Raw genomic sequence first — 22,471 nt, forward strand, 5'->3', positions numbered from 1 at the left:
TCACAGCATCAGCTCCGATCGGCGGCGCGGGTTGAGGCGGTCGCGCCAGGTGCCGGCGAGGCCGGCGATGGCGAGGGTGGGGACGATGAGAAGGAGGCCGGGGAAGAGGGTGGGCCAGCCGTGGCCGGCGAGAAGTGAGGAGCGGGCGTTCTGGACGAGGTTGCCGAGGCTGGCCTGGTGGCTGGGAAGGCCGAGGCCGAGGAAGGACAGCGCGGATTCGTGCCACATGGCGTGCGGGATCATCAGGACGGCGGCGAGTCCGGCCTGTGGCAGGACGGCGGGGAGCAGGTGCCGGACGGTGACGCGCCAGCGGGTGGCGCCGCCGGAGACGGCCGCGTCGACGAAGGGCCGGGTGCGCAGGGAGAGGACCTCGGCGCGCACGATCCGGGCGGTGGAGAGCCAGTGGGTGACGGCGACGGACGCGATGACGGGCCAGACGCCGGGCCGGAAGAGGGCGACCACGAAGATGCCGAGCAGCAGGTGCGGTACGGACGAGAACGTGTCGACGATCCGCATCAGGGTGCGGTCGGTCCAGCCTCCGAGCGCCCCGGCCGCCGCGCCCACGGCGGTGCCGACGACGGTGGCGACGAGGGCGGCGACGAGGCCGACGAGAAGGGAGATCCGCAGGCCGTAGACGCAGCGCAGGAGGAGGTCGCGGCCGAGGTCGTCGGTGCCGAAGGGGTGTTCCCAGGACGGCGGGAGCAGCTTGCGGGAGAGGTCGACGGCCTGTTCGTCGAGCTGGACGAGCGGGGGCACGAGGAGGACGGCGAGGACGATCACGCCGACGACGAGGGCGGAGCTCCAGAGCCGTAGGCGGTGGGTGCGCGGGTCAGCCATCGAAGCCCACCCTCGGGTCGGCGAGTCCGTAGAGGAGGTCGGAGAGGAGATTGCCGAGGAGGACGGCGGCGGTGGCGAGCACGGTGAGGGCCGCGAGCAGCGGGAAGTCCACGGAGGTGGCGGCCTGGACGGTGGCGGCGGCGATGCCGGGCCAGCTGAAGACGGTCTCCACGAGCAGCGCGCCGGTGATGAGTTCGGGGACGCGGGAGCCGACGAGGGTGAGCATGGGCAGCATTCCGGAGCGGAGGGCGTGGCCGGTGAGGACGGTGCGTTCGCGCAGGCCGCGGGCGCGGGCGCCGCGCACGGGGTCCTCGTCGAGGGCGTCGCCGACGCCCTGGCGGACGTACAGGAAGAACCAGGGCAGCTGGGAGACGCCGAGGACGAGCGCGGGCAGCACGAGGTGGCGGGCGACCTGGTCGGCGGTGACGGTGTCGCTGCCGGTGTCGGTGAGTCCTCCGGCGGGCAGGGCACCGAGTTTCAGGGCGAAGAACCAGATGGCGAGGAGGCCGAGCCAGAACGCGGGGGCGGCTTCCAGGGTGTACGCGGCGGAGCTGACGGCCCGGTCGACGAGGCCGCCGCGGCGGCGTCCGGCGAGGACGCCGAGGAGGGTGCCGAGCGCGATGGCGACGAGGAAGGCGGTGACGGCGAGGAGGACGGACCAGCCGAGGCGTTCGCCGATGACCTCGGCGACGGGGCGGCGCATGACGGCGGAGTCGCCGAGGTCGCCGGTGAGGGCCGAGGTGAGCCACTCCCACCAGCGGGTGAGGAGGGGCCGGTCGACGCCGAGGTTGGCGCGGAGCTGGTCGAGGTTCTCCTGCGAGGCGGTGAGTCCGGCGGTGCCGGCGTAGGCCTTGACGGGGTCGAAGGGGGAGGCTTCGGCGACGGCGAACACCGCGAGGGTGACGGCGAGGAGGACCGGGACGGCGGCGAGGGCGCGGCGTCCCGTCATCCGTGCCATGGCGCCCCAGGGGAGGCGGCGCTTCACTTCTGCGTCGCCCCGGCCTGCTTCGGCTTCCAGCTCTCGACGTTCCACCAGGGGCCGGAGGCGAGTCCGTGGTCGTGGGGCTCGGTCTGGGTGCCGGGGCCGTCCCAGGCGTCGTTCATGACGTAGAGGTGGTCGATATGGGTGAGGAAGGTGTAGCCGGGGTTCTTCACCAGTTCGCGCTGGACGGTGCCGTAGGCGGCGCGGCGCTCGGTGAGGTCGTCGGTGCGGCGGCCGTCGTCGAGGGCGCGGTCGACGGTCTTGTTGTCGTACCAGGCCATGTTGTTGAAGCCGTCGCCGGCGAGGGTGGACCTGAGCAGCAGGTACTGGTCGAAGTCGGGGTCGCCGGGCGAGCCGCCGCCCGCGAGGACGGCGTCGGTCTTCATCCGGGGCTCGATGACCTCCCAGGTGCCGGCCTGGGCGGTGATGTCGATGCCGGCCTTCTTGGCGTCGGAGGCATAGGCGAGGGCGTGGTCCTGGCGGAGCTTGTCGCCGGAGAGGTACCAGAGCGGGAAGGCGGCGCGGACGCCGTTCCTGACGCGGACGCCGTCGGGGCCGGGCTTCCAGCCGGCCTCGTCGAGGATCTTCTGTGCGCCGGAGAGGTCGTGGCGACGCTCGGTGCCCTTCGCGAACCAGGGGCTGTCGGTGGGGACGGGCCCGTACGCGGGCTTTCCGGCGCCTTCGAGGATCTTGTCGACCATGGTCTGCCGGTCGACGGCGAGGTCGAGGGCGCGGCGGACGGCGGTGTCCCCGGTGACCGGGTGGTGGGTGGGGAGGGTGACGGTGCGGTAGTCGTAGGTCTTCGCCGTCCAGGTCTTCTTCGCCCGGTCGCCCTTGAACCCGGCGGCGAGGTTGGGCGGCAGGACGGCGCCGTCGAGGTCCCCGGCGCGCAGCCGGGTGGCGCGGACGTCGTCGTCCTTGATGATCGCCATGGTGAACTTCTTCACCGCGGGCGCGCCGTTCCAGTAGGACGGGTTGGCCTTGAAGCTGAGCTTCTCGCCCTTGGACCAGCCGGTGAGGACGTACGGGCCGGTGCCTATCGGCTCGGTGGCGAAGGCGCCGGTGTTGACGTCCTGCTTCGCGGCGATGTGCTCGGGGGCGATGGCGTGGACGGTGCGCTGGGCGAAGGGCGCGTAGGGGTACTTGAGGTGGAAGACGACGGTGTCCTCGCCGGTCGCCTCGACGCTCTTGAGGGCGTCGAGTTCGGTGCGGGAGGGGTTGTTCGTCTTCGGGTCGAGGATCGTCCGGTACGTGAAGACGACGTCCTCGGCCGTGAAGGGGGCGCCGTCGCTGAAGGTGACGCCCTTGCGGAGGGTGTACGTGTAGGTGAGTCCGTCGGCGGTGATCCGGGGCAGCTCCGTGGCGAGCGCCGGCTTCAGCTTCATGTCGGCGTCGAAGGCGAGCAGCCCGTCGAAGATCTTGGAGTTGCCGTCCTTGCCGTAGCCGAGGAGGGGGCTGAGGGTCTCGGGCTCGTAGGCGATGCCGACGACCGCGGAATCCTTGGGTCCGCCGGAGCCTCCGGCGGTGCTGCCGGGGTTCGTGCAGGCCGCCGCGGCGAGCGCGACGGCCCCCGCGAGTGTCGCGGCGGCCGCGCCGCGGACGGATCGGGCGGTCATCGTGTCCACACCCCTCTTGGAGATCAACTGTTATTGCGAACGACTCGCAATTAAACAGTATGTAAAGGGGTGTGAACACAGGGGCCCCTTACCCGGGAATCACACAGGGGCCCCCGCGGGGCTTCTCGCGGGGCCTACCGAGGGGGCTCCAGTCCGACCAGGGCGGCGATCGCGTCCTGGTGGCGGCCCGCCGACCCCAGGGCGATCTGGTCGGACTTGGCCCGCTTCAGTGCCAGGTGCGCCGGGTGCTCCCAGGTCATCCCGATCCCGCCGTGCAGCTGTACGCACTCCTCGGCGGCCCGGACGGCCGTCCTGGAGCAGTACGCCTGGGCGACGGCCACCAGCAGCGGGGCGTCACCGCGCCCGGTGGCGAGGGCGTCGGCGGCGGCGCGGGCCGCCGCCCTGGCCCCGACGAGATCCAGCCAGAGCTGCGCCATGCGGTGCTTGAGGGCCTGGAAGGAGCCGACCGGCCGGTTGAACTGGTGGCGCTCGCGGGTGTACCGGACGGTCTCCTCAAGACACCACTCGGCGAGGCCGAGCTGCTCGGAGGCGAGGAGACCGGCCCCGGCGAGCAGTCCGCGCCGGACCGCCGCGCGGGAGGCGCCGGGGCCCGCGAGGCGGGTGCCGCTCCCGGCTCCGGTGGTGACGGTGGCGAGCGGACGGGTGAGGTCGAGCGGGCTCTGCGGCACGACGGTCGCCGCCGCGGCCGGAACGGCGTACAGACCGTCGGCGCGCGGGACGAGGAACAGGTCGGCGGCGACGGCGTCGGCGACACCGGGGACGGAGTCGGAGGCGGGGACGCCGGGGACGGTGGGCGGGAACTCCGCCCCGGGCGCCGTCGACAGCGGTACGGCGAGGACCGCGACCGTGCGCCCGCTCGCGAGGTCCGCGAGCAGTCCGGCCACCTCCTGGCTCGCCGCCTCCCGGTCCTCCGCCTTCTGGCTCCTCGTCTCCTGGCTCCCCGTCTCCTGGCTCCCCTCCGCCAGAGCGAGCAGCGTCTCGGTGGCCACCACCGCGCTCGTCAGATACGGCAGCGGCGTCACCGCACGGCCCAGCTCTTCCAGTACGACGGCGGCCTCCCGGTGGCTCGCCCCCTGGCCGCCGAGCTTCTCGGGGACGAGGAGGCCCGCGGCGCCCATGTCGGCGGCGAGGGACTTCCACAGACCGGGGAGGTACGGGTCACCCGTCTCGATCCGGCCGAGGACCGCCTGGTGCCCGGCCCGGTCCGCGAGCAGCGCGCGGACGGCCGCCCGCAGATCCTCCTCGGTCTCGGAATGGAGGAGGTCCAGCGGCTGTTCCGTCGGGTCCGCCGGGTCCGTCGGCTCTGTCGGTTCCGTCGGTTGTTTCATCGGGCGAGGTCCTTCCAGGCGACGTCCTTGTCGTTGCGGGGCTCCGGCGGCAGCCCGAGGACCCGCTCGGCGACGATGTTGAGCAGCACCTCGCTCGTACCGCCCTCGATCGAGTTGCCCTTGGAGCGCAGATAGCGGTAGCCCGCGTCACGGCCGGTGAAGTCGACGAGTTCGGGGCGGCGCATCTCCCATTCCCCGTACAACAGACCCTCGTCGCCGAGGAGTTCGACCTCCAGACCACTGATGGCCTGGTTGAGCCGGGCGAAGGCCAGTTTCATCGCGCTGCCCTCCGGGCCGGGGCGGCCCGCGACGAGCTGCTGCCGGAGCCGCTCCCCGGACAGCCTGGCCACCTCCGCGTCGACCCACAGGTCGAGGAGGCGCCGGTGCAGGTCATGGGTGCGCAGCTCGGGGCGTTCGCGCCAGGTCGTGGCGGCCTTCCCGATCATGCCGCCCTCGCGCGGGACGCGGGCGCCGCCGATGGAGACCCGCTCGTTCATGAGGGTGGTCTGCGCGACCCGCCAGCCGTCGCCGACCTCGCCGAGGCGGTGGGCGTCGGGGATGCGGACGCCGGTGAGGAAGACCTCGTTGAACTCGGCCTCGCCGGTGATCTGGCGCAGCGGCCGGACCTCCACACCGGGGTCGGTCATGTCGCAGACGAAGTAGGTGATGCCCCGGTGCTTGGGGGCGTCCGGGTCGGTGCGGGCGATGAGGATGGCCCAGCGGGCGACGTGGGCGCTGGAGGTCCACACCTTCTGTCCGTCGACGATCCAGTCCCCCGCGTCGTCCCGGACGGCCCGGGTGGCGAGCGCGGCGAGGTCGGAGCCGGCGCCTGGCTCGCTGAAGAGCTGGCACCAGACCTCCTCGCCGACCCAGAGGGGCCGGAGGAACCGGCGCTTGACCTCGTCGGAGCCGTGGGCGAGGACGGTGGGGGCGGCCATGCCGAGGCCGATGCCGATCCTGCGCGGGTCGTTGTCGGGGGCGCCGGCGGCGGCGAGTTCGGCGTCGACGACGGACTGGAGCGCGCGGGGCGCGTCGAGTCCGCCGAGGCCGACGGGGTAGTGCACCCACGCGAGTCCGGCGTCGAAGCGGGCGCGCAGGAAGTCGGTGCGGTCGGTGCCGGCGGGCGGGTGCTCGTCCAGCAGCTTCCTGGTGAGTACGCGCAGTTCCTCGGCGCCGGTCATGCGCGGGCCCCTTCCGGAAGGACGACCAGGCGGCCGGTGGTGGTGCCGTCGACGACGCGCTGGACGGCGTCGGCCGCGCCCGCGAAGGGGACGCGCTCGCCGATGAGCGGCCTGATGACGCCCTTGGCCGCGTACTCGGTCAGGGTCTCGTGGCAGCGCGCGATCGAGGCCGGGTCCTTCGCCGCGTAGAGGCCCCAGTGGAGGCCGAGGACCGAGTAGTTCTTCACCAGGGCGTGGTTGAGCGCGGGGGCGGGGACGGCGCCGCTGGCGAAGCCGACGATCACGATCCGGCCCTCGAAGGCGACGCATTTGGCGGACTGCTGGTAGGCCTCGCCGCCGACGGGGTCGTAGATCACGTCGGCGCCGCGTCCGCCGGTCGCGGCCTTGACGGCGGCGACGACGTCCTCGGCACGCCGGTCGATGACGAGGTCGCAGCCGAGTGCGCGGGCGACCGCTGCCTTCTCGGGTCCGCCGACGACGCCGATGACGGTGGCTCCCGCGGCCTTGCCGAGCTGGACGGCGGCGCTGCCGACGCCGCCGGCCGCCGCGTGGACGAGGAGGGTCTCGCCCGCCCGGAGGGCGGCGCGGCGGTGCAGGCCGAACCAGCCCGTCTGGTAGCCGATGTGGAGGGCGGCGGCCTCCGCGTCGTCGAGCGACTCGGGGGCGGGGAGCAGTCCGGCCGCGTCGGCGAGCACGAGGTCGGCGAAGCCGCCGTGCGGGAGGGCGGCGGTGGTGATGACCCTGCGACCGTCCTCGGTCTCGGCGCAGACCTCGACGCCGGGGGTGAAGGGCAGCGGGGGGCGGACCTGGTAGTGGCCGCGGCAGAGCAGCGCGTCGGGGAAGTTGACGTTCGCGGCGCGGACTCTGAGGAGGACCTGGCCGTCGCCGGGCGTGGGCGGGTCCACCTCCTCGCGGCGCATCACCGCGGCCGGTTCCCCGTTCTCGTACACACGCCATGCCTGCATCCGGAAGCCTCCTCCGTACCGAGCGGTCGGTTGCATACTAAGCGGTCGCTTGCCTTCGGGGGAACGACTCAGCCGGACTTCTTCGGGCGGGCCCTGACGTGCATCCGTTCCCCCTGCGGCCCGTACAGGCTCAGGAACTCCACCGGTCCGTCGGCCGTCGGCCCGAACCAGTGCGGGACGCGCGTGTCGAACTCGGCCGCCTCCCCCGCGGCGAGGACGACGTCATGCTCGCCGAGGACCAGCCGGAGCTTCCCGGAGAGTACGTAGAGCCATTCGTAGCCCTCGTGGACACGCGGGTCCGGCTCCCCCTGGGTCTCCTCCTGGATCACCTTGTACGCCTGGAGGCCGCCGGGCTGCCGGGTCAGCGGGAACATCGTGCGGCCGTTGCGCACGATCGGCTTGGCCTTGACCCTCGGGTCGCCGGTGGCGGGGGCGCCGACGAGTTCGTCGAGCGGGACCTGATGGGCGCGGGCGAGCGGCAGCAGGAGTTCGAGGCTGGGTTTGCGCTGTCCGGACTCCAGGCGGGACAGGGTGCTGACGGAGATGCCGGTGGCGGCGGAGAGTTCGGCGAGGGTGACGCCCCGGTCGCGGCGGACGCGGCGGAGCCGGGGGCCGACCTCGTTCAGGACGGCGTCTATGCGGTCGTCTTCGGTCATGCGTCCAATATTGCAGAAACGGCAACATAGCTTGCCGTACTTCCGGGTCCGGGCGACTCTCGCCGTATGAACGCACATCTGGACGACACGTACGACTACGAGGCCCTGGTGATCGGCGGGGGCGCGGCCGGGCTCAGCGCCGCCCTGATCCTGGGCCGGTCACGGCGCAGGACCCTGGTGGTCGACGCCGGGGAGCCGCGCAACGCTCCCGCCGCGCACATGCAGGGCGTCCTGTCCCGGGACGGCATGAGCCCGGCGGACTTCCTCGCGGCCGGGCGGGCCGAGATCGCGGGGTACGGGGTCGGCTTCCGGACCGGTGAGGTGACGGACGCGGCACCCGACGGGCACGGCGGCTTCACCCTCACCCTGGCGGACGGCGGCACGGTGAGCGCGCGCAGGCTCGTCGTCACCACCGGGCTCGTCGACGAGCTGCCCGCCGTCGACGGGCTCGCCGGACGGTGGGGCCGTGACGTGCTGCACTGCCCCTACTGCCACGGCTGGGAGGTCCGCGACGGGGCCTTCGGCGTCATCGCCCATCCGACGATGGCCGCCCACCAGGCGCTCATGGTCGCGCACTGGTCGAAGGATGTGACCCTGTTCCTCCACACCGCCGCCGAGCCCTCCGCGCACGAGGCGGCCCTCCTCGACGCGGCGGGCGTCCGGATCGAGCGGGGCGAGGTGACGGGGCTCGCGGTGCAGGACGACCGGCTGACCGGGGTGCGGCTCGCCGACGGCCGGACCGTGGCCCGCTCGGTGGTGTTCGCCGCCGCCTCGCGCCTCGCGCCCAGGGACGGGCTGCTGCGGCGGCTCGGCGCGGAGCTGCGCACCACCCCCTTCGGCGAGTTCGTGGCGGTGGACGAGACGGGCCGGACGAGCGTGCCCGGCGTGTGGGCCGCCGGGAACGTGACCGGCCCGCAGGAGCAGGTGGTCAACGCGGTCAGCCGGGGGTACCGGGCGGGCGCCGCGCTCAACGGCGAGCTGGTCTTCGCCTGTCTGGAGGCCGCGGTGGCGCGCCGGCGGAAGGACGGGGCCGGTCGGCCGACCGGATGAACCCGTGGGGCTGCGGCTGCGAGGTCCGGGGCGAGCGACGAGGATCGGCCATGGTGGCCGAAATGCCGGAGAAACCGACGGCGCGGCCCCGGCAGCGACGGACGACGGAAGGACGGGACACCTCCCATGCTCGGTACGCAGTTCACCAAGGGTTCGCCCTGCTGGATCGACCTCGGCAGCCCCGACACCGACGCGGCGGCGGCCTTCTACGGCGCCGTCCTCGGCTGGGAGTTCCGCTCGGCGGGCCCCGAGGCCGGGGGCTACGGCTTCTTCCAGCAGGAGGGGCGTACGGTCGCCGCGCTCGGCCCGCTCACCGAGGAGGGCGCGCACAGCGCCTGGACGGTCTACTTCCGGACCCCGGACGCGGACGCCACCCAGAAGGCCGCCGAGTCGGCGGGCGGCACCGTGCGGGCGCCGGCCCTCGACGTCATGGAGGCGGGGCGGATGGCCGCCCTCACCGACCCGGGCGGCGCGGAGTTCGCCGTCTGGCAGCCGGGCACCACCCAGGGCCTCGAACGGACCTCGTCGACGAACACCCTGGTCTGGGTGGAACTGCACGTCCCCGACCCGGAGGCCGTCCTCGGCTTCTACGGGGGCCTGTTCGGCTGGCGCTGGGCGGAGATGGAGACGCCGGGCATGACGTACCGGGTCGTCTCCACGGCCGAGGGCGACCAGCAGGACGCCTCCTTCGGCGGCGCCGCCGAGCTCCAGAGCGACACACCGCGCTGGATCCCGTACTTCGCGGTGGAGGACGCCGACGCGATGGCTGCCGCGGCGCAGGGCAACGGCGGTTCGGTCCTGATGCCGGCGGCCGACATCCCGGACGTGGGCCGCATCGCCTGGCTGGCCGACCCCTTCGGGGCGCCCTTCGCGGTCCTCAAGCCCGCGCCGATGGGCTGACCCGGCCGCCGCCGAGTTCAGCCCCCGGGGCGGCCGGGCCGGGCTCCGTCAGCGGGCGAAGAGTTCGAAGGCCACCGCGGGCCGGCCGCCGAAGCGGTCGGCGGCGCGGCCCGTCGCGCCGGTGAGGAAGGAGCGGACGTACTCCTCCGGGTCCTCGTCCGTGAGGGCCTCGATGTAGGCGCGGTGGCAGAGCAGCGAGCGGATCGCCCGGTCCAGGCCCCGGCTCGCGTCGACGGCGTGCGTCGGGGTGCTGGAGGCCGCGACCGCCACCCAGCGCACGCCGTTCCAGGGGTCGAGCCCCCGCTCGGTGAGTTCGGGGAAGATCCAGCGGTTTCCCGCGTCGGCCGCCGCGTCGAGCGTGGCACGGCCGACGGCCAGGTGGTCCGGGGTGTTCCAGGGAGCGCCGGGGCCGCCGCCCCAGGTGTCCCGGTGGTTGAGGGTGAGGACGAGTTCCGGGCGGTGGCGGCGGATCGCTGCCGCGATGTCACGGCGCAGCCCCAGCCCGTACTCGATGGTCCCGTCCCGGTGGTCGAGGAACTCGACGGTGTCCACTCCGACGACGGCGGCGCTGTCCCGCTGCTCGCGCTCGCGCAGCGGGCCGCAGACGTCGGGGGCGAGGGTGTCGATGCCCGCCTCGCCGCGGGTGGCGAGGACGTACACGACCTCCTTGCCGGCGTCGGTCCACTCGGCGACGGCCGCCGCGCAGCCGTACTCCAGGTCGTCGGGGTGGGCGACGACGGCGAGGGCGCGCTGCCAGTCGCCGGGCATCTCCGCGAGGTCCGTGACATCGGTTCCGGTCATGCCCGCAGGATACGGGCCGCCTCCGCAGCGGTCGGGCGGAACGCTCCGGACAGGATCACCGAACGCGAGACGTTCCTGGGCCGGTCGGGATTGAGTCCGCGCCGGTCCGCGAGGGCGACCGCGAGCCGCTGGGCGCGGACCAGCGCGGCGACCGGGTCGATCGCGTCGGCGGCGAACAGGGCGCCGGTGGACTCCACTTCGTCCCGCAGCCCGGAGGGGGCGGGGCCGAGGCACCAGACGAGGCTGGACCGGTCGCTGATGCTGATCGGGCCGTGGCGGTACTCCATCGCCGCGTACGACTCCGTCCAGGCGCGGGCCACCTCGCGGAGTTTGAGCGCCGCCTCGTCGGCGAGGCCCACGGTCCAGCCGGTGCCGAGGAAGGTGAACTGGCCGCGCCGCTCCCAGGCGGCGGGCAGCCGCTCGTACAGCACGAGTTCGGCGTCGGCGATCGAGGGCGCCAGATCCACGCCGAGTCCCGCGCGCAGGAGTTGGAGGGCCGTGGTCGCGAACCGGGTCTGGACGACGGAGCGTTCGTCGGCGAAGCCGAGGTCGATCACCCGGTCGGCGAGCCGGCCGGCCGGGCTGTCGGGCACGCCGGTGAGGACGAGCGTCGGGATGCTCCCCGCCGCGCGGGCGAGCAGGTCCCCGACCTCCGTCGTGGTGCCGGAGCGCGTGAGGGCCACGATCCGGTCGTAGCCGCGGCCGAGCGGTGTGGAGTCGGAGGCCGGGAAGGCGTCGGTCTCGCCCGCGCCGAGGGACTCGCGCAGGGCGGCGTAGGCGCGGGCGATGAAGTACGAGGTGCCGCAGCCGACCACCGCGACGCGCTCGCCGCGGGCCGGGAGCGGTTCGGGGTGCCGGTCCGCGATCTCGGCGGCACGCCGCCAGCAGTCGGGCTGACCGGCGATCTCCGCGCTGACGTGGGTGCTCATGTCGGGGTCCTCTCCTCGCAGGGCTCCCCCGCGGGGCCCGGACCGAGTTCTACCGGCAGTCGTCCGGAGCACTCCATGAGCAATGTCGGACGATCACTTGGACTTTCGCGCGCCGCCGGTTCCCGGCCGTCCCCCGCAGGAGGCCCGGACGACCAGCCGGGGGCGCAGCTGCACCTGGTGGAGCGGGGCGGCCTCGCCCTCGGCGAGCCGGCGGAGCAGGATCTGCGCGGCGAGCCGGCCGAGCTGGTACTTGGGCGGGGACACGGCCGTCAGCGGGGTCTCGGCGATGTCGGCGAACTCGTTGTCGTAGCTGATCAGGGCGAGGTCCTCCGGGACGCGGACCCCGGCGCGGCGGGCCGCGGCCAGCATCAGCGCGGCCTCCCGGTCGCCGAAGCAGAGGGCGGCGGTGACCCCGGCGGCGCGCAGTGCGGCGAGGGCCCGGTCGGCGCGGTCGGGGTCCCAGTGGGCCATCACGTCTCGCTCGGGGGGCGGCGCCTGGGGCAGTCCGAGGTCGTGGAGGGCGCGGGCGAAGCCGGACTCGATGGGGGCGGTGGTGGGCGCGTCGGTACGGGCGACCAGGCCGAGCCGCCGGTGGCCGAGGGCGTGGAGGTGGCGGACCGCGTCGTAGGCGCCGCCCTCGTGGTCGGTGCAGACGTGCTCGGTGGGGTCGCCGGGGCCGTGGGCGGCCAGGCGGCGTTCGACGAGGACGGCGGGGACGGGCAGGGCGAGGAGTTCCTCGACGCGCCGTCCGGGGTCGGTGGCGGTGTGCAGGCCGGGGACGAGGAGGAGGCCGTGGACGCCGGCGGAGAGGAGGCGTTCGACGGCGGCGTCCTCCTCGTCGGGGTCGTAGTGGGAGCAGGCGAGGACCAGCCGGGCGCCGGCCCCCGCGAGTTCCTTCTCGATGCCCTGGAGAACCCGGGGGTAGTAGAAGGTGGTGTCGGGGACGAGGACGCCGACGATCCGCCGCCCCGCGCCGTCCCGTTCGGGGCGGTGGGCGGCGAACGTGCCGGCGCCCTGGCGTCGTTCGACGAGGCCGAGGGCGACGAGGTCCTCGTAGGCGCGGCGGACGGTCGTGACCGACAGGCCGGTCTCGGTGGCGAGGGCGCGTTCGGTGGGGAGCTTGCTGCCGGGCGGCCAGGTGCCGTCGAGGATGCCGCGCCGCAGTTCGGCCATGAGGGCCCGGAACTTCAGCTCCCGGCCCGATGCCGGTGTCTCGCGTCCCGTCATCCGGACCTCCTCGCGCTCCCGGCGTCCGTGCTCGTTCGTCCGGACGCCCGCCGCATCCTATGCGGGGGTGGCCGGAGCGATCAGAGCTCCCCCCCGGGAGAGGGCGAGCAGCCGGTCGAGTACGCGGGGGCCGCCCGCCCGCAGCCCGTCGTGCTCGAACTCGTCCGTCACCCAGGTCCGCAGGCCGTGGATCGCGCGCGCGGTCTCCAGGGAGTGGGCGGTGTCCACGTACATGTCGTCGTGGTAGACGGCGGCGGCGACCGGGACCCGGTTGGCGGCGAGGGCTTCGGGGTCGTAGAGCGGTGCCCAGTCGGTGCGCGCGGCGAGGAGTTCGGCGGTGTCGCGCAGGGGGCGCAGGGCGGGGTCGGTGGTGAAGTGCCACGGGTGGACGGACTCGCCGGTGAAGAGGAACGGCCGGCCCTCGGCGAGCGCGGTGCGGGCGTCGAACTGGGGGTGCTCGGCCCGGACCCGCTCGGCGGCCCAGTCGGTGGGGCCCTGCCCCTGGGCGTAGATGGCCTCGTGGAGCACGGCGTAGAGCGGATGACCGGCGAACGACAGGTGGGCCTGGACCTGCTCCAGGAAGGCGTCGGAGAGTTCGGGGCCGCCGGTGGTGGGGACGAACGCGCCTTCGAGGAGCAGATGGAGCTGGTGGGTGCCGTCGCCCGAGCCGAGGAGGATGCCGAGGGACTGGAAGGCCTCGGCGGTGAGCTGACCGCCGCCGGGCAGGGTCACCTCGCGGTCGAGGAGGTGGGCGGCGATGGCGCGGGCCCGTTCGGCGTCCTGCGGGTAGCGGGCGAAGTGGGCTTCGTTCTTGCGCCGGATACGGGGGTAGGCGGCGCGGTAGACCTCGTCGGCGGTGGCGTCGAGGGAGGGCAGGCCGCCGGTGACGAGGACCCTTTCCAGGCCCTCGGGGGCGGTGGAGAGGTAGTGGGTGGCGCAGAAGCCGCCGAAGCTCTGGCCGAGGACCGTCCAGGGGGCGCCGCCGGTGAGGCGGCGGCGGATGAGTTCGCAGTCCTTGACGATCGAGTCGGCGCGGAAGTGGGCGAGGTGGTCGGCCTGCTCGGCCGGGGTGCCGCGCAGGGGCAGGGTCTGGCGGTTGGCGGGGGTGGAGCGGCCGGTGCCGCGCTGGTCGAGGAGGAGGACGCGGAACTCCTTGACGGCGCGGCCGAGCCAGGCCTGCGGGCCGATGAAGCGGCGGGCGCCGAAGCCGGGGCCGCCCTCCAGGTAGAGCAGCCACGGGAGCCGGTCCCGGTCCGCTCCGTCGCGACCGGCCGCGACGACCTCACGGCCGAAGACCTCGATGCGCTCGCCGTCGGGGCGGGAGTGGTCGAGGGGGACGGGGAAGCGGTGGTCGGTGAGGACGAGTCCCGGCTGCCGGAAGGTGGTCACGGTGTTTCTGCTCCTGTTCGGTACGCCCCCGCGAGGACAGTGGATCACACGGCGGGGGCGTACCGGAGGCGGGGCGCCTCAGGAGGCGGCCGGCAGTGTCAGCCGGCCGGGTCGCGCGGTGGGGGCGTCAGGAAGTGGGGAAGTCGTCCGGCGTCCTGACGCGGTCCCGGATCCAGACGCCGGCGGGCTTCAGCGAGCCGGTGCCGGTCCAGGGGCCGCCGTCGTCGCAGGTGCCGGTCTTGAAGACCGCGCCGGTGCGCTCGTCGTCGGAGAAGTTCCAGTTGACCCAGCTGATCTTCTTCGCGGCCATCAGGTCGAGGTACTTCTGCGACATCGCGAAGTCGTTGCTGCCCTCGCCCGCGTAGTTCTGGGTGCCGAACTCGGTGACGAAGACGGGCAGCTTGGCGGCGGCGCGGGACAGGGTGTCCAGGTACTCCTCCCGGTGCGAGTACGCGTAGAAGTGGAAGGTGTACATGATGTTGGCGGCGTTCACGGGGTTGGACACGACCTCGGACTCGTTCGCGCCGTCGGAGACGCCGAACGAGGACCACGCGCGTGTGCCGACGAGGATCGGGGTGTCGGCGTCCTTGGCGCGGATGACCGGGATGAGCTTCTCGGCGTAGCTCTTGATCCGGGACCAGGAGACGCCGTTGGGCTCGTTGGCGATCTCGTAGAGCAGGTTGGTCTTGGCTCCGTGGCGCTGGGCGATCTCGGTGAAGAAGGTCTTGGCGCGGGCGAGGTTGTAGTGCGGGTCGCCCGGGTCGAGCATGTGCCAGTCGACGATCACGTACATGCCGCGCGCGGTGGCCTGCTCGATGAGGGAGTGCACGAGGTCGGTGTACTTGCGGGGGTCGGTCTCGTAGCCCTCCTCCTGGACGTATGTGGAGACGCGCAGGACGTCGGCGTTCCAGTCCTTGGCGAGGGCGTCGAGGGAGCCGCCGGTCAGGCACTGGCTGTACCACTGGGTGCCGTGGCTGGACATGCCGCGGAGCTGGATCGGCTTGCCGTACTGGTTGCAGAGCTTGGTGCCGCAGACCTTGAGCTGTCCGTTGATCGAGGCGGGGGTGGCCGCGGCGGGGGCCTTGGCGACGGCGGACCCCGCCGACTGCGGGGTGACGGGGGCGGCGCCGGCGGTGGTCGGCGCGGTGGCGAGGCCGAGGAGCAGGGCTCCGAAGGCGGCTCCGGCGACGCCGAGGCGGCGGGTGCCGGGCCGCAGCCGGGAACGGAGGGGTCGGGGTCGTGCGGATCGTGCCGAAGTCATGGGGGTCTCCCGGTACGACGAACGAGGGGTGGGGGATGGAGGATCGGGTTCAGGAACCTTCGACTGGAAGGAAACTTTCCTAACGGATAAATAGCAGGGTCGTGAGCGCCCCGCAAGGGTCAGGGCAGGAGACTCTGTTCAGCGGGCTGACCGTGCGGGTCAGTCGGGACGGTCCTTCAGGAGGCCCTTGGCCACGAGGTAGTTGCGCGCCACGTCCTGCGGCAGACGCCGCCAGCTGTCCACCTGTTCGTTGAGGTGCGCGAGATCCTCCGTGGTCAGGACCGTGTTGAGACGGCCGAGCGCCCCGGTGACGCCTTCGCCTCCGGCGCGGGCCCGGTTGACCACGGGGACGATGTGGTCGGCGTTCTGCAGGTTCTTGTCGTCGGCCAGCAGGACGAGCCCGAACTCATCGAGCGTCGCGTCGGTGGTCGTGGTCAGCACCAGCTGGTCCTGGCCGTTCTGGACGGCCTGCTTGGCCTGGGTGGTGCCGACGCCCTTCGGGTCGACGGCGGTCACGTCGATCCCGTAGACCTCCTTCAGACCGGGGGCGCAGTACGGCCGCCGGACGCACTCGTCGCCCGCCGCGAGCCGTACGGGGAGGCCGGTGGCGCCGAGGTCGCTCAGGGTCTTCAGACCGTGCTCGGCGGCGAAGACGGCGGTCACCGCGAAGGCGTTCCGGTCGACGGCCTCGCCCGGGTCGAGGACGGTCAGCCCGCGCGGGGCGGCGAGCGCGCGGAGCGCGGTCATCGTGGCGGCCCGGTCGGGCGAGCCGACGGTCGGCGCGTCCGGCCCGTGGGCCTTGGCGTTCAGCCAGTCGGCGAACGTCGCCGCGTACTCCGGCACGACATCGATCCGGCCCCGTTCAAGGGCGGGTTCGTACAGCTCGCGGTTGGTGACCGAGAGGATCTCCGTACCGTGACCGGCGTCCTGGAGCAGCAGGGCGTACATCTGCGCCAGCAGGTCGCTCTCGGTGAACCCGGCCGAGCCCACGGTCAGCCGGCGGCTGTCGCCGGGCGGGGCGGTGACCTCGCCCTGGTCCTCCAGGGCCGGGCCGGTGCCGCAGCCTGCGCAGACCGCCAGGAGGAGGACGAGGGCGGCCGGGGTACGGGCCGGGAGGCTCACGCGCCGCTCACCCGGACCCCCGCGGGGGCCAGGCGCTGGACGCCCTCGAAGACGCCCTCCACGAGCAGGGCGAGGGCCGCGACGAGGCACGCGCCCGCGACGACCTGCGGGGTCGAGGCGAGGTTGAACCCGGCGGTGATGATCCGGCCGAGCCCGCCGCCGCCCGCAAGCGCCGCCACGGTCGCGGTCGCGACCAGCTGGACGGCGGCGATCCGTACGCCGGTGAGGACCAGCGGCAGCGCGAGCGGGAGTTCGACCCGGGCGAGGGTCTGGCCGCCCGTCATGCCCATGCCCCGGGCGGCCCGTACGACATCGGCGTCGACGCCCCGCATCCCCACGTACGCGTTGGTGAGCAGCGGGGGCACGGTGAACAGGACGAGGGCGATGACCGTCGGCCAGGAGCCGTACGAGCCGATCGGGCTGAGCAGCAGCAGGACGAGGACGGCGAAGGTGGGCACGGCCCGGCCCATGTTGGAGAGGTTCACGGCGAGCGCGCCGCCCTTGCCGAGGTGGCCGAGGACGAGCGCCACGGGCAGGGCGATCGCGCAGCTGAGGGCGAGGCAGACGACGGTGAGGAACAGGTGCTCGCCGAGCCGGTGCCAGACGCCGTTCTCGCCGAACCAGTTGCCGGAGGTGGTGAGCCAGGACCAGGTGTCGGCGAGGGTGGTCACGCGCCCTGCCCACGGGTCCAGGGGGTCAGCAGCCGCTGCGCGCCGAGGAGGAGCAGGTCGGCGGCGACGGCGATGAGGACGCAGAGGGCCGAGGCGGTGAGGACCTGGGCCTTGAAGTAGCTGTTCATCCCGGAGTAGATGAGGTTGCCGAGGCCGCCGTGGCCGACGATCGCGCCGATGGTGACCAGCGAGACGGCGGAGACGGTGGCGATCCTGAGCCCCGCCATGGCGGCGGGCAGGGCGAGCGGCAGCTCGACGGTGAGCAGCAGGCGCACGGGCCCGTACCCGAGGCCGCGCGCGGCCTGCCGGGTCTCCTCGGGGACGGCGCGGAGCCCGGCGAGGATGTTCCGCACGAGCAGCGTCAGCGAGTACAGGACGAGTCCGGCCACGACGAGCGCGGCCGAGAGGCCGTACACGGGCAGGAGCAGCGAGAACATCGCGAGCGCCGGGATCGTGTACAGCAGGGTGGTGATCCCGAGGACGGGGCCGGCCGCCCAGCGCCGGCGGCGGGCCGCGACCGCGAGGGGCAGGGCGAGCAGCAGGCCCAGGGCGACGGACACGACGGTCAGCTGGAGGTGCTGGACGACGGCGTCGGCGAGGATCTCGCGGCGGGTGGAGAGGTAGTCGCCGCAGATCCACTCGTTGCGGGCGAGGCAGTCGTCGGGCGGCGCGGTCACCCTCCCATTCGAGGCGGTACGAGGCGGCCGCGCACCCGGGCCGGGCCGTTCGGGGCCGTCAGCCGAGGTCCTGGAGGACCGACAGCACGTTGCCCGCCGGGTCCTTGAACCAGGCGACGGCCGGTCCGCCCCCGGCCCGCACGACGCCCTTGTCGTCGGCCTCGAAGCCGGGGTAACGCTCCAGGGTCACTCCGCGCCCGGTCAGCTCGTCCACGGCCCGGTCGATGTCGTCGACCGCGAAGTTGAGGACGGTGAAGCTCGCGGGGGCGTGGTCGTCCTTGGGGTAGAGGAGGACCCGGGCCCCGCCGGCCAGGGTCAGGAAGAGCATCCGCATCTCCCCGTCGCCCTGCTCCTCCACCTTCAGACCGAGGGTCTCCCCGTAGAAGCGCCGGGCGGCGTCGAGGTCGTCGACCGAGAAGCCGCTGAACGCAGAGGTCTCGCCGAACATGGCGTACTCCCTTCCGGGGCCCTCCGGCGAGGTCCCCTTCCAGGATCCACCGATGGGCGGCGGCGCGCCGCCCATGGAGCGGTCAGGGGGCGATCGGCAGCTGTCGCTTGTGCTCGGTGAGGCCGTAGCGGCGGACGATCGTGGCGAAGGCGGCCTCCGCGACCGGCTTCCCCTCCAGGAAGTCGTCGATGTCGTCGTAGGTGACACCGAGCGCGTCCTCGTCGGGCTTGCCCGGGTCCAGGGTCTCCAGGTCGGCCGTGGGGGTCTTCCACACCAGCCCGGCCGGGGCGCCCAGCTCGGCGGCGACCGCGCGGACCCGCCGCTTGGTGAGACCGGTGAGCGGGACGACGTCGGCGGCACCGTCGCCGAACTTGGTGAAGAAGCCGGAGACGGCCTCGGCGGCGTGGTCCGTGCCGACGACGAGCCCGTCGCGCGCTCCGGCGACCGCGTACTGGGCGATCATCCGCTGGCGGGCCTTGATGTTGCCCTGCACGAAGTCCTGGTGGTGGGCGTCCCGGAAGGTCACGCCGCCGGCCACGCAGGCGTCGAGGGCCGCGTCGCTCGCCGCCTTCACGTCCACCGTGAGGACGTCGTCCGCGCCGATGAAGTCGAGAGCGCTCCGCGCGTCCTGCTCGTCGGCCTGGACGCCGTACGGCAGGCGCATCGCGTAGAACGTGGCGTCGTGGCCGGCGGCGCGGGCGCGCTCGACGGCGAGCTGGCAGAGCCGCCCGGCGGTGGTGGAGTCGACGCCGCCGCTGATGCCGAGGACGAGCGAGCGCAGACCGGTGGAGATGAGCCGCTCGGCGAGGAAGGCCACCCGGCGCTCGATCTCCGCCCCGGGGTCGAAGGACTCCGACACCTGGAGGTCCCGGGCGATCTGCTGCTGGAGGGCGGTGGACGCCGGGTCGGTCACGGGGGTCTCCTCGTCAGGGTCGGTGGGGCCGCCGGGGTGGGTGGGGCTGCCGGAGTCGACTCTACGCAACCGGGGCGGCGGGCCGTCGCCCTGGCCCGTGCGGTACGGCTCCGGGCCGCGCGGCCGGCCACCGGATCTCCTCGGGGGGGGCGCTCCCCCGCTGGTCAGCCGTGTGCCGGGAGGTGGGGGTGTGCCCGCTTCCCTCAGCCGGCCGTCGGCTCCGGGACGCAGAGGACCTCGACCCGCTGGACGAGGTTGTTGGCGAAGCCTCCCCGGTTCCACGGGGCCACCAGCGGCTGCGTACGGCCCGCCGCGTCGGTGGCCCGCACGGTCAGGTGCCGCAGCCCCGGCGTCGCCATCCAGCCGGTGCGCCAGGCCGACCACGCCCAGGGGTGCGCCGGGTCCCGGACGATCTCGGCCTCCGTCCAGGCCGCCCCGCCGTCCTCGCTGACCTCGACGCCGGCCACCGGCCCGTATCCCGACCAGGCCCGCCCGGTGAGGGTGACAGGACCGGGGCGGACGACGCGGGTCCTGGACATGAAGTCCGGGAACCCGGGCGGGACCATCAGGGCCCGGGGCTCGATGAGGGTGACGGGCTCCCCCGGTTCGGCGGTCGCCTGCCGGACCCGGTAGGCCACGCTCTGCTGGAAGCCGGTGAACGGGGTGGCGGCGAGCGTGATGTCACGGAGCCACTTCACATGGGCCATGCCGTACCAGCCGGGGACGACGAGCCGGAGCGGGCTGCCGTGCTGCGGGGGCAGCGGCATCCCGTTCATCTCGTACGCCACCAGGACGTCCCGGGCCGGGTCGGCCGCCGTCGCCAGCGGGAGGCTCCGCCGGTAGTCCTGCTCCACGCCTCGCTCCACCCCGTGGTCCGCGCCCGTGAAGACCGCCTCGGCGGCGTCCTCGGCGGGCCCGGCGTCCGCGAGCAGGGCGGCGAGGGGGACTCCGGTCCAGTCGGCGGTGCCGACGGCCTCCACCAGCCAGGGCTGGCTGACCGGACGCGGCGCGAGGCGCGCCCGGCCGTTCCCCGCGCACTCCAGGGTCACCCGGCGGGTGACGGCGGGCCGGGCGCGCAGGGCATCCATGTCCAGGGTGAGCGGGCGCAGCACCCGGCCGCCGACGGTGAGCCGCCAGCCTTCGGGGTCCGTGGCGGGGATGTCGTAGTGGACGAGGACGTAGTGGAGCCCCGGCGGGGTGACGTCGTACCGCATGGCCTCCAGTGGGAGCCCGTGGTTGCGGGCCGCGAGGCCCAGTTCCTGGGTGCTGAAACCCTCCTCGGGCCCCGCCAGGCGCGCCGGTGCGCTGATGTCGCCCAGACCACGCGGTGATCCGTCCATGCCCTCATGGTGCGCCGTGCCCCGGGCCCCGGCACCTCGGGTTCAGGTCTGGCGGACGTCGCGCAGGGCCCGGTCGAGGCCGTCCTGCGGGAGGCCGGTGAGGGCCCGGAGGAAGATCTCCTCGTAGGCGGGCTCGCCGATCGTCGCGCGGGCCGTGTCCGTGTACTTCTCGTGCAGGGCCCGCAGCCCGGGCAGACCGCGCCGGGGCTGACCGGTGGAGCGCCAGTAGGCCTCGCCGGTGCCGGAGACGTCGGCGGCGCGCTCGCCGTCGCCGGCCGCCGCGAGGGCCGTGGCGAGGACGTCGAGCCCGAGGGCGACGCCGAGGCTCGCGCCGAGTCGGCGGGTCCCTTCGAGCATCGCGCGCGCGTGGCCCGCGGCCGACGCCGGGTCGCCCTCCAGGAGGCCGGTGAGGGCGAGGTGGTACTCCAGGGCGGTCCGGGTCCAGTGCTCGTCGAGTTCCACGCACTGGGCGCGCAGGGCGAGCGCCTCCTCGTGGGCCTCGGTGAACCGGCCGAGACCGATGAGCGCGAAGACGTGGACGAGCCGGCAGCGGAGCCGGGCGGCGGAGTCGGCGGGGCCGCCCCGGGCGGCGTCGAGGACGTGGCCGACGACGACGTACGCGGCCGTCGGGCGGCCGGTGGTGAGCGCGAGGAGCCCGGCGAGGGCGGCGGCGTCGAGTGTCAGCTCACCGGGCCGGCCGTCGGGGCGGTGAGTCCGCTCGGCGTCCTGGGCGCGTTCCGCGCACTCCGCGTACCTGGCCTCCCGGGCGCACCGCTCGCTGACCTCCTGGGCGGGGCCGGACTCGCCCTGGAGTACGAGGGTGACGCCGAGCGCCCACAGGGCGCGGGCCCGGGTGGGGCCGCGCGCGCCGCTGAGGAGGAGGGCCTGTTCGAGGCCGTCGCGGGCCTCGCGGAGGCGGCCCCGGCAGGACCAGGCGAAGGCGACGGAGCCGACGAGGTCGAGGGCCGCGTCGGGGTCGGTGCGCAGCAGCCGGTCGAGGGCGGTGCGCAGGTCGGTGTGGTGGGCGTCGACGGTCCGGTACCAGCGGAGTTGGCGGGCGCCGTGCCACTCGGTGTCCGCCCGGCGGGCAAGGCCCCGGAAGTGGGCGGCGTGCCGGTCGGCGACGGCCGCGGTGCCGCCGGTGCGGTCCAGCCAGGTCGCTCCGTACGCGCGGATCGTGTCGAGCATCCGGTGCCGTCCGGCGGCGTCGGCCGGGCGGACCACGGAGGCGCGGACGAGTCCGTCGAGCGCGTCCCGCAGGGTCGCCCGGTCGAGGGGGCCGCCGATGCACACGGCGGTCGCGGTGGCGAGGTCGAAGGGGCCCCGGAAGACGGAGAGCCGGGACCAGAGGAGGCGTTCGAGGGGGGCGCTGAGTTCGTGGCTCCAGCCGATGGCGGCGCGCAGCGTCTGGTGGCGGCTGGGCCAGACCCGCTCGGGGTGGGCGAGCAGGTCGAAGCGGGCGGAGGGCGGGGCGTCGAAGCGGGTGCCGAGCTGGTCTCGGACGGCTTCGACGCCCTGGAGGCGGATCTGCGCGGCGGCCAGTTCCAGGGCGAGCGGGATGCCCTCCAGGCGTACGCAGATCTCGCCCGCGGGTCCGGCGGCGGGGAACTCCTCCCCCGCGGCCCGGCGGAGCAGTTCCAGGGCGTCGTCTCCGGCGGCGGGGAGCGGGTCGAGGACGACGACCCGCTCGCCCGGCACGCCGAGGGGCCGGCGGCCGGTGGCGAGGACGGTGAGTCCGGGGGCGGCGGCGAGGAGTTCGGAGACGAGCCGGGCGCAGGGTTCGGCGAGGTGCTCGCAGGAGTCGAGGACGAGCAGGAGGCGGTCGTCGGCGAGCCGGCGGCAGAGCCCGGTGGTGGCCATGCCGGGGGTGTGGTCGGAGAGGTCGACGGAGTCGGCGACGAGGGCGACGAGGAGCCGGTCGCCGTCGAGCGGTCCGAGGTCGGTCCACCAGACGCCGTCGGGGTACCCGTCGGCGGCGCGGTGCGCGGCGCGCAGGGCCAGCCGGGTCTTGCCCACTCCCCCGACGCCGGTCACGGTGACGAGCCGGTGCTCCGCCAACGCGGCGGAGACGGACTCCAGTTCCGTGCGGCGTCCCACGAATCCGGGGTTCTCGTCCGGCAGATGTCCACGCACGGGTGCAGTCTCCCTCATATGGGC

Annotated in this window: 21 protein-coding genes; 2 read left to right on the top strand and 19 right to left on the bottom strand. The window is 74.1% G+C overall.

Going from position 1 to position 22,471, the window contains the following annotated elements; all coding sequences use genetic code 11:
* The 7 genes from V4Y03_RS33070 to V4Y03_RS33100 all read right to left on the bottom strand — a co-directional run bounded on the left by V4Y03_RS33070 (position 1) and on the right by V4Y03_RS33100 (position 7,586).
* Positions 1 to 837 (bottom strand): ABC transporter permease, encoded by an 837-nt coding sequence (locus tag V4Y03_RS33070; RefSeq protein ID WP_317875404.1) that lies wholly within the window; start codon positions 835 to 837, stop codon positions 1 to 3.
* Positions 830 to 1,822 carry an ABC transporter permease gene (locus tag V4Y03_RS33075; RefSeq protein WP_317875405.1) on the bottom strand — a complete coding sequence of 331 codons (993 nt, stop codon included), beginning with the start codon at positions 1,820 to 1,822 and terminating at the stop codon, positions 830 to 832. Before V4Y03_RS33075 ends, V4Y03_RS33070 begins: the two co-directional genes overlap by 8 nt.
* Entirely contained in the window at positions 1,819 to 3,435 is a 1,617-nt protein-coding gene (locus tag V4Y03_RS33080; protein WP_332437646.1) for an ABC transporter substrate-binding protein, read from the bottom strand. The genes V4Y03_RS33075 and V4Y03_RS33080 overlap by 4 nt, the downstream gene beginning before the upstream one ends.
* A gap of 134 nt (positions 3,436 to 3,569) precedes the next feature.
* Positions 3,570 to 4,784, bottom strand: coding sequence for an acyl-CoA dehydrogenase family protein (locus V4Y03_RS33085; RefSeq protein ID WP_332437647.1), 1,215 nt, complete (start codon positions 4,782 to 4,784; stop codon positions 3,570 to 3,572).
* The gene (locus V4Y03_RS33090; RefSeq protein ID WP_317878495.1) at positions 4,781 to 5,965 is read right to left on the bottom strand and encodes an acyl-CoA dehydrogenase family protein; all 1,185 of its coding nucleotides are present in this window, start codon (positions 5,963 to 5,965) and stop codon (positions 4,781 to 4,783) included. Before V4Y03_RS33090 ends, V4Y03_RS33085 begins: the two co-directional genes overlap by 4 nt.
* The gene (locus V4Y03_RS33095; protein WP_332437648.1) at positions 5,962 to 6,930 is read right to left on the bottom strand and encodes an NADPH:quinone oxidoreductase family protein; all 969 of its coding nucleotides are present in this window, start codon (positions 6,928 to 6,930) and stop codon (positions 5,962 to 5,964) included. The genes V4Y03_RS33090 and V4Y03_RS33095 overlap by 4 nt, the downstream gene beginning before the upstream one ends.
* 68 nt (positions 6,931 to 6,998) lie before the next feature.
* Positions 6,999 to 7,586 carry a helix-turn-helix domain-containing protein gene (locus V4Y03_RS33100; RefSeq protein ID WP_317878497.1) on the bottom strand — a complete coding sequence of 196 codons (588 nt, stop codon included), beginning with the start codon at positions 7,584 to 7,586 and terminating at the stop codon, positions 6,999 to 7,001.
* Positions 7,587 to 7,652: 66 nt separating this feature from the next.
* Here V4Y03_RS33100 and V4Y03_RS33105 point away from each other — a divergent pair, with 66 nt between their 5' ends.
* Together V4Y03_RS33105 and V4Y03_RS33110 are read left to right on the top strand one after the other, a co-directional pair.
* Positions 7,653 to 8,636, top strand: coding sequence for an NAD(P)/FAD-dependent oxidoreductase (locus V4Y03_RS33105; protein WP_332437649.1), 984 nt, complete (start codon positions 7,653 to 7,655; stop codon positions 8,634 to 8,636).
* Between the two features lie 126 nt (positions 8,637 to 8,762).
* Positions 8,763 to 9,536 carry a VOC family protein gene (locus V4Y03_RS33110; protein ID WP_317878717.1) on the top strand — a complete coding sequence of 258 codons (774 nt, stop codon included), beginning with the start codon at positions 8,763 to 8,765 and terminating at the stop codon, positions 9,534 to 9,536.
* 48 nt (positions 9,537 to 9,584) lie between these two features.
* Here the strand turns inward: V4Y03_RS33110 and V4Y03_RS33115 are convergent, their stop codons facing one another.
* From V4Y03_RS33115 to V4Y03_RS33170, 12 genes are all read right to left on the bottom strand, one after another.
* Positions 9,585 to 10,337: a PIG-L deacetylase family protein gene (locus V4Y03_RS33115; RefSeq protein WP_317878718.1), complete on the bottom strand. Its 753-nt coding sequence runs from the start codon at positions 10,335 to 10,337 to the stop codon at positions 9,585 to 9,587.
* Entirely contained in the window at positions 10,334 to 11,266 is a 933-nt protein-coding gene (locus V4Y03_RS33120; RefSeq protein ID WP_332437650.1) for an SIS domain-containing protein, read from the bottom strand. The genes V4Y03_RS33115 and V4Y03_RS33120 overlap by 4 nt, the downstream gene beginning before the upstream one ends.
* 93 nt (positions 11,267 to 11,359) lie before the next feature.
* Positions 11,360 to 12,493 carry a GntR family transcriptional regulator gene (locus V4Y03_RS33125; protein ID WP_332437651.1) on the bottom strand — a complete coding sequence of 378 codons (1,134 nt, stop codon included), beginning with the start codon at positions 12,491 to 12,493 and terminating at the stop codon, positions 11,360 to 11,362.
* A 57-nt stretch (positions 12,494 to 12,550) separates the two neighbouring features.
* Positions 12,551 to 13,882, bottom strand: coding sequence for an alpha/beta fold hydrolase (locus tag V4Y03_RS33130; protein WP_332437652.1), 1,332 nt, complete (start codon positions 13,880 to 13,882; stop codon positions 12,551 to 12,553).
* Between the two features lie 127 nt (positions 13,883 to 14,009).
* Positions 14,010 to 15,143: a glycoside hydrolase family 5 protein gene (locus tag V4Y03_RS33135; RefSeq protein WP_332437653.1), complete on the bottom strand. Its 1,134-nt coding sequence runs from the start codon at positions 15,141 to 15,143 to the stop codon at positions 14,010 to 14,012.
* Between the two features lie 159 nt (positions 15,144 to 15,302).
* A complete protein-coding gene (locus tag V4Y03_RS33140; protein WP_332437654.1) occupies positions 15,303 to 16,265 on the bottom strand; it encodes an ABC transporter substrate-binding protein in 963 nt (320 codons plus the stop codon).
* The gene (locus tag V4Y03_RS33145; RefSeq protein ID WP_332437655.1) at positions 16,262 to 16,936 is read right to left on the bottom strand and encodes an ABC transporter permease; all 675 of its coding nucleotides are present in this window, start codon (positions 16,934 to 16,936) and stop codon (positions 16,262 to 16,264) included. The genes V4Y03_RS33140 and V4Y03_RS33145 overlap by 4 nt, the downstream gene beginning before the upstream one ends.
* Positions 16,933 to 17,613 (bottom strand): ABC transporter permease, encoded by a 681-nt coding sequence (locus V4Y03_RS33150; protein WP_317877416.1) that lies wholly within the window; start codon positions 17,611 to 17,613, stop codon positions 16,933 to 16,935. The genes V4Y03_RS33145 and V4Y03_RS33150 overlap by 4 nt, the downstream gene beginning before the upstream one ends.
* A gap of 58 nt (positions 17,614 to 17,671) precedes the next feature.
* Positions 17,672 to 18,061, bottom strand: coding sequence for a VOC family protein (locus V4Y03_RS33155; RefSeq protein WP_332437656.1), 390 nt, complete (start codon positions 18,059 to 18,061; stop codon positions 17,672 to 17,674).
* A gap of 82 nt (positions 18,062 to 18,143) precedes the next feature.
* Positions 18,144 to 18,974, bottom strand: a complete 831-nt coding sequence (nadE, locus tag V4Y03_RS33160) for an ammonia-dependent NAD(+) synthetase (protein ID WP_317877414.1) — start codon at positions 18,972 to 18,974, stop codon at positions 18,144 to 18,146.
* 203 nt (positions 18,975 to 19,177) lie between these two features.
* Positions 19,178 to 20,314, bottom strand: a complete 1,137-nt coding sequence (locus V4Y03_RS33165) for a sulfite oxidase (RefSeq protein WP_332437657.1) — start codon at positions 20,312 to 20,314, stop codon at positions 19,178 to 19,180.
* A 42-nt stretch (positions 20,315 to 20,356) separates the two neighbouring features.
* Complete coding sequence (locus V4Y03_RS33170) at positions 20,357 to 22,447, bottom strand: ATP-binding protein (RefSeq protein WP_332437658.1); 2,091 nt, start codon at positions 22,445 to 22,447, stop codon at positions 20,357 to 20,359.
* Between the last annotated feature and the right edge of the window lie 24 nt (positions 22,448 to 22,471).

Origin of the sequence: Streptomyces sp. P9-A4 (assembly GCF_036634195.1) — a bacterium.
GTDB lineage: Bacteria > Actinomycetota > Actinomycetes > Streptomycetales > Streptomycetaceae > Streptomyces.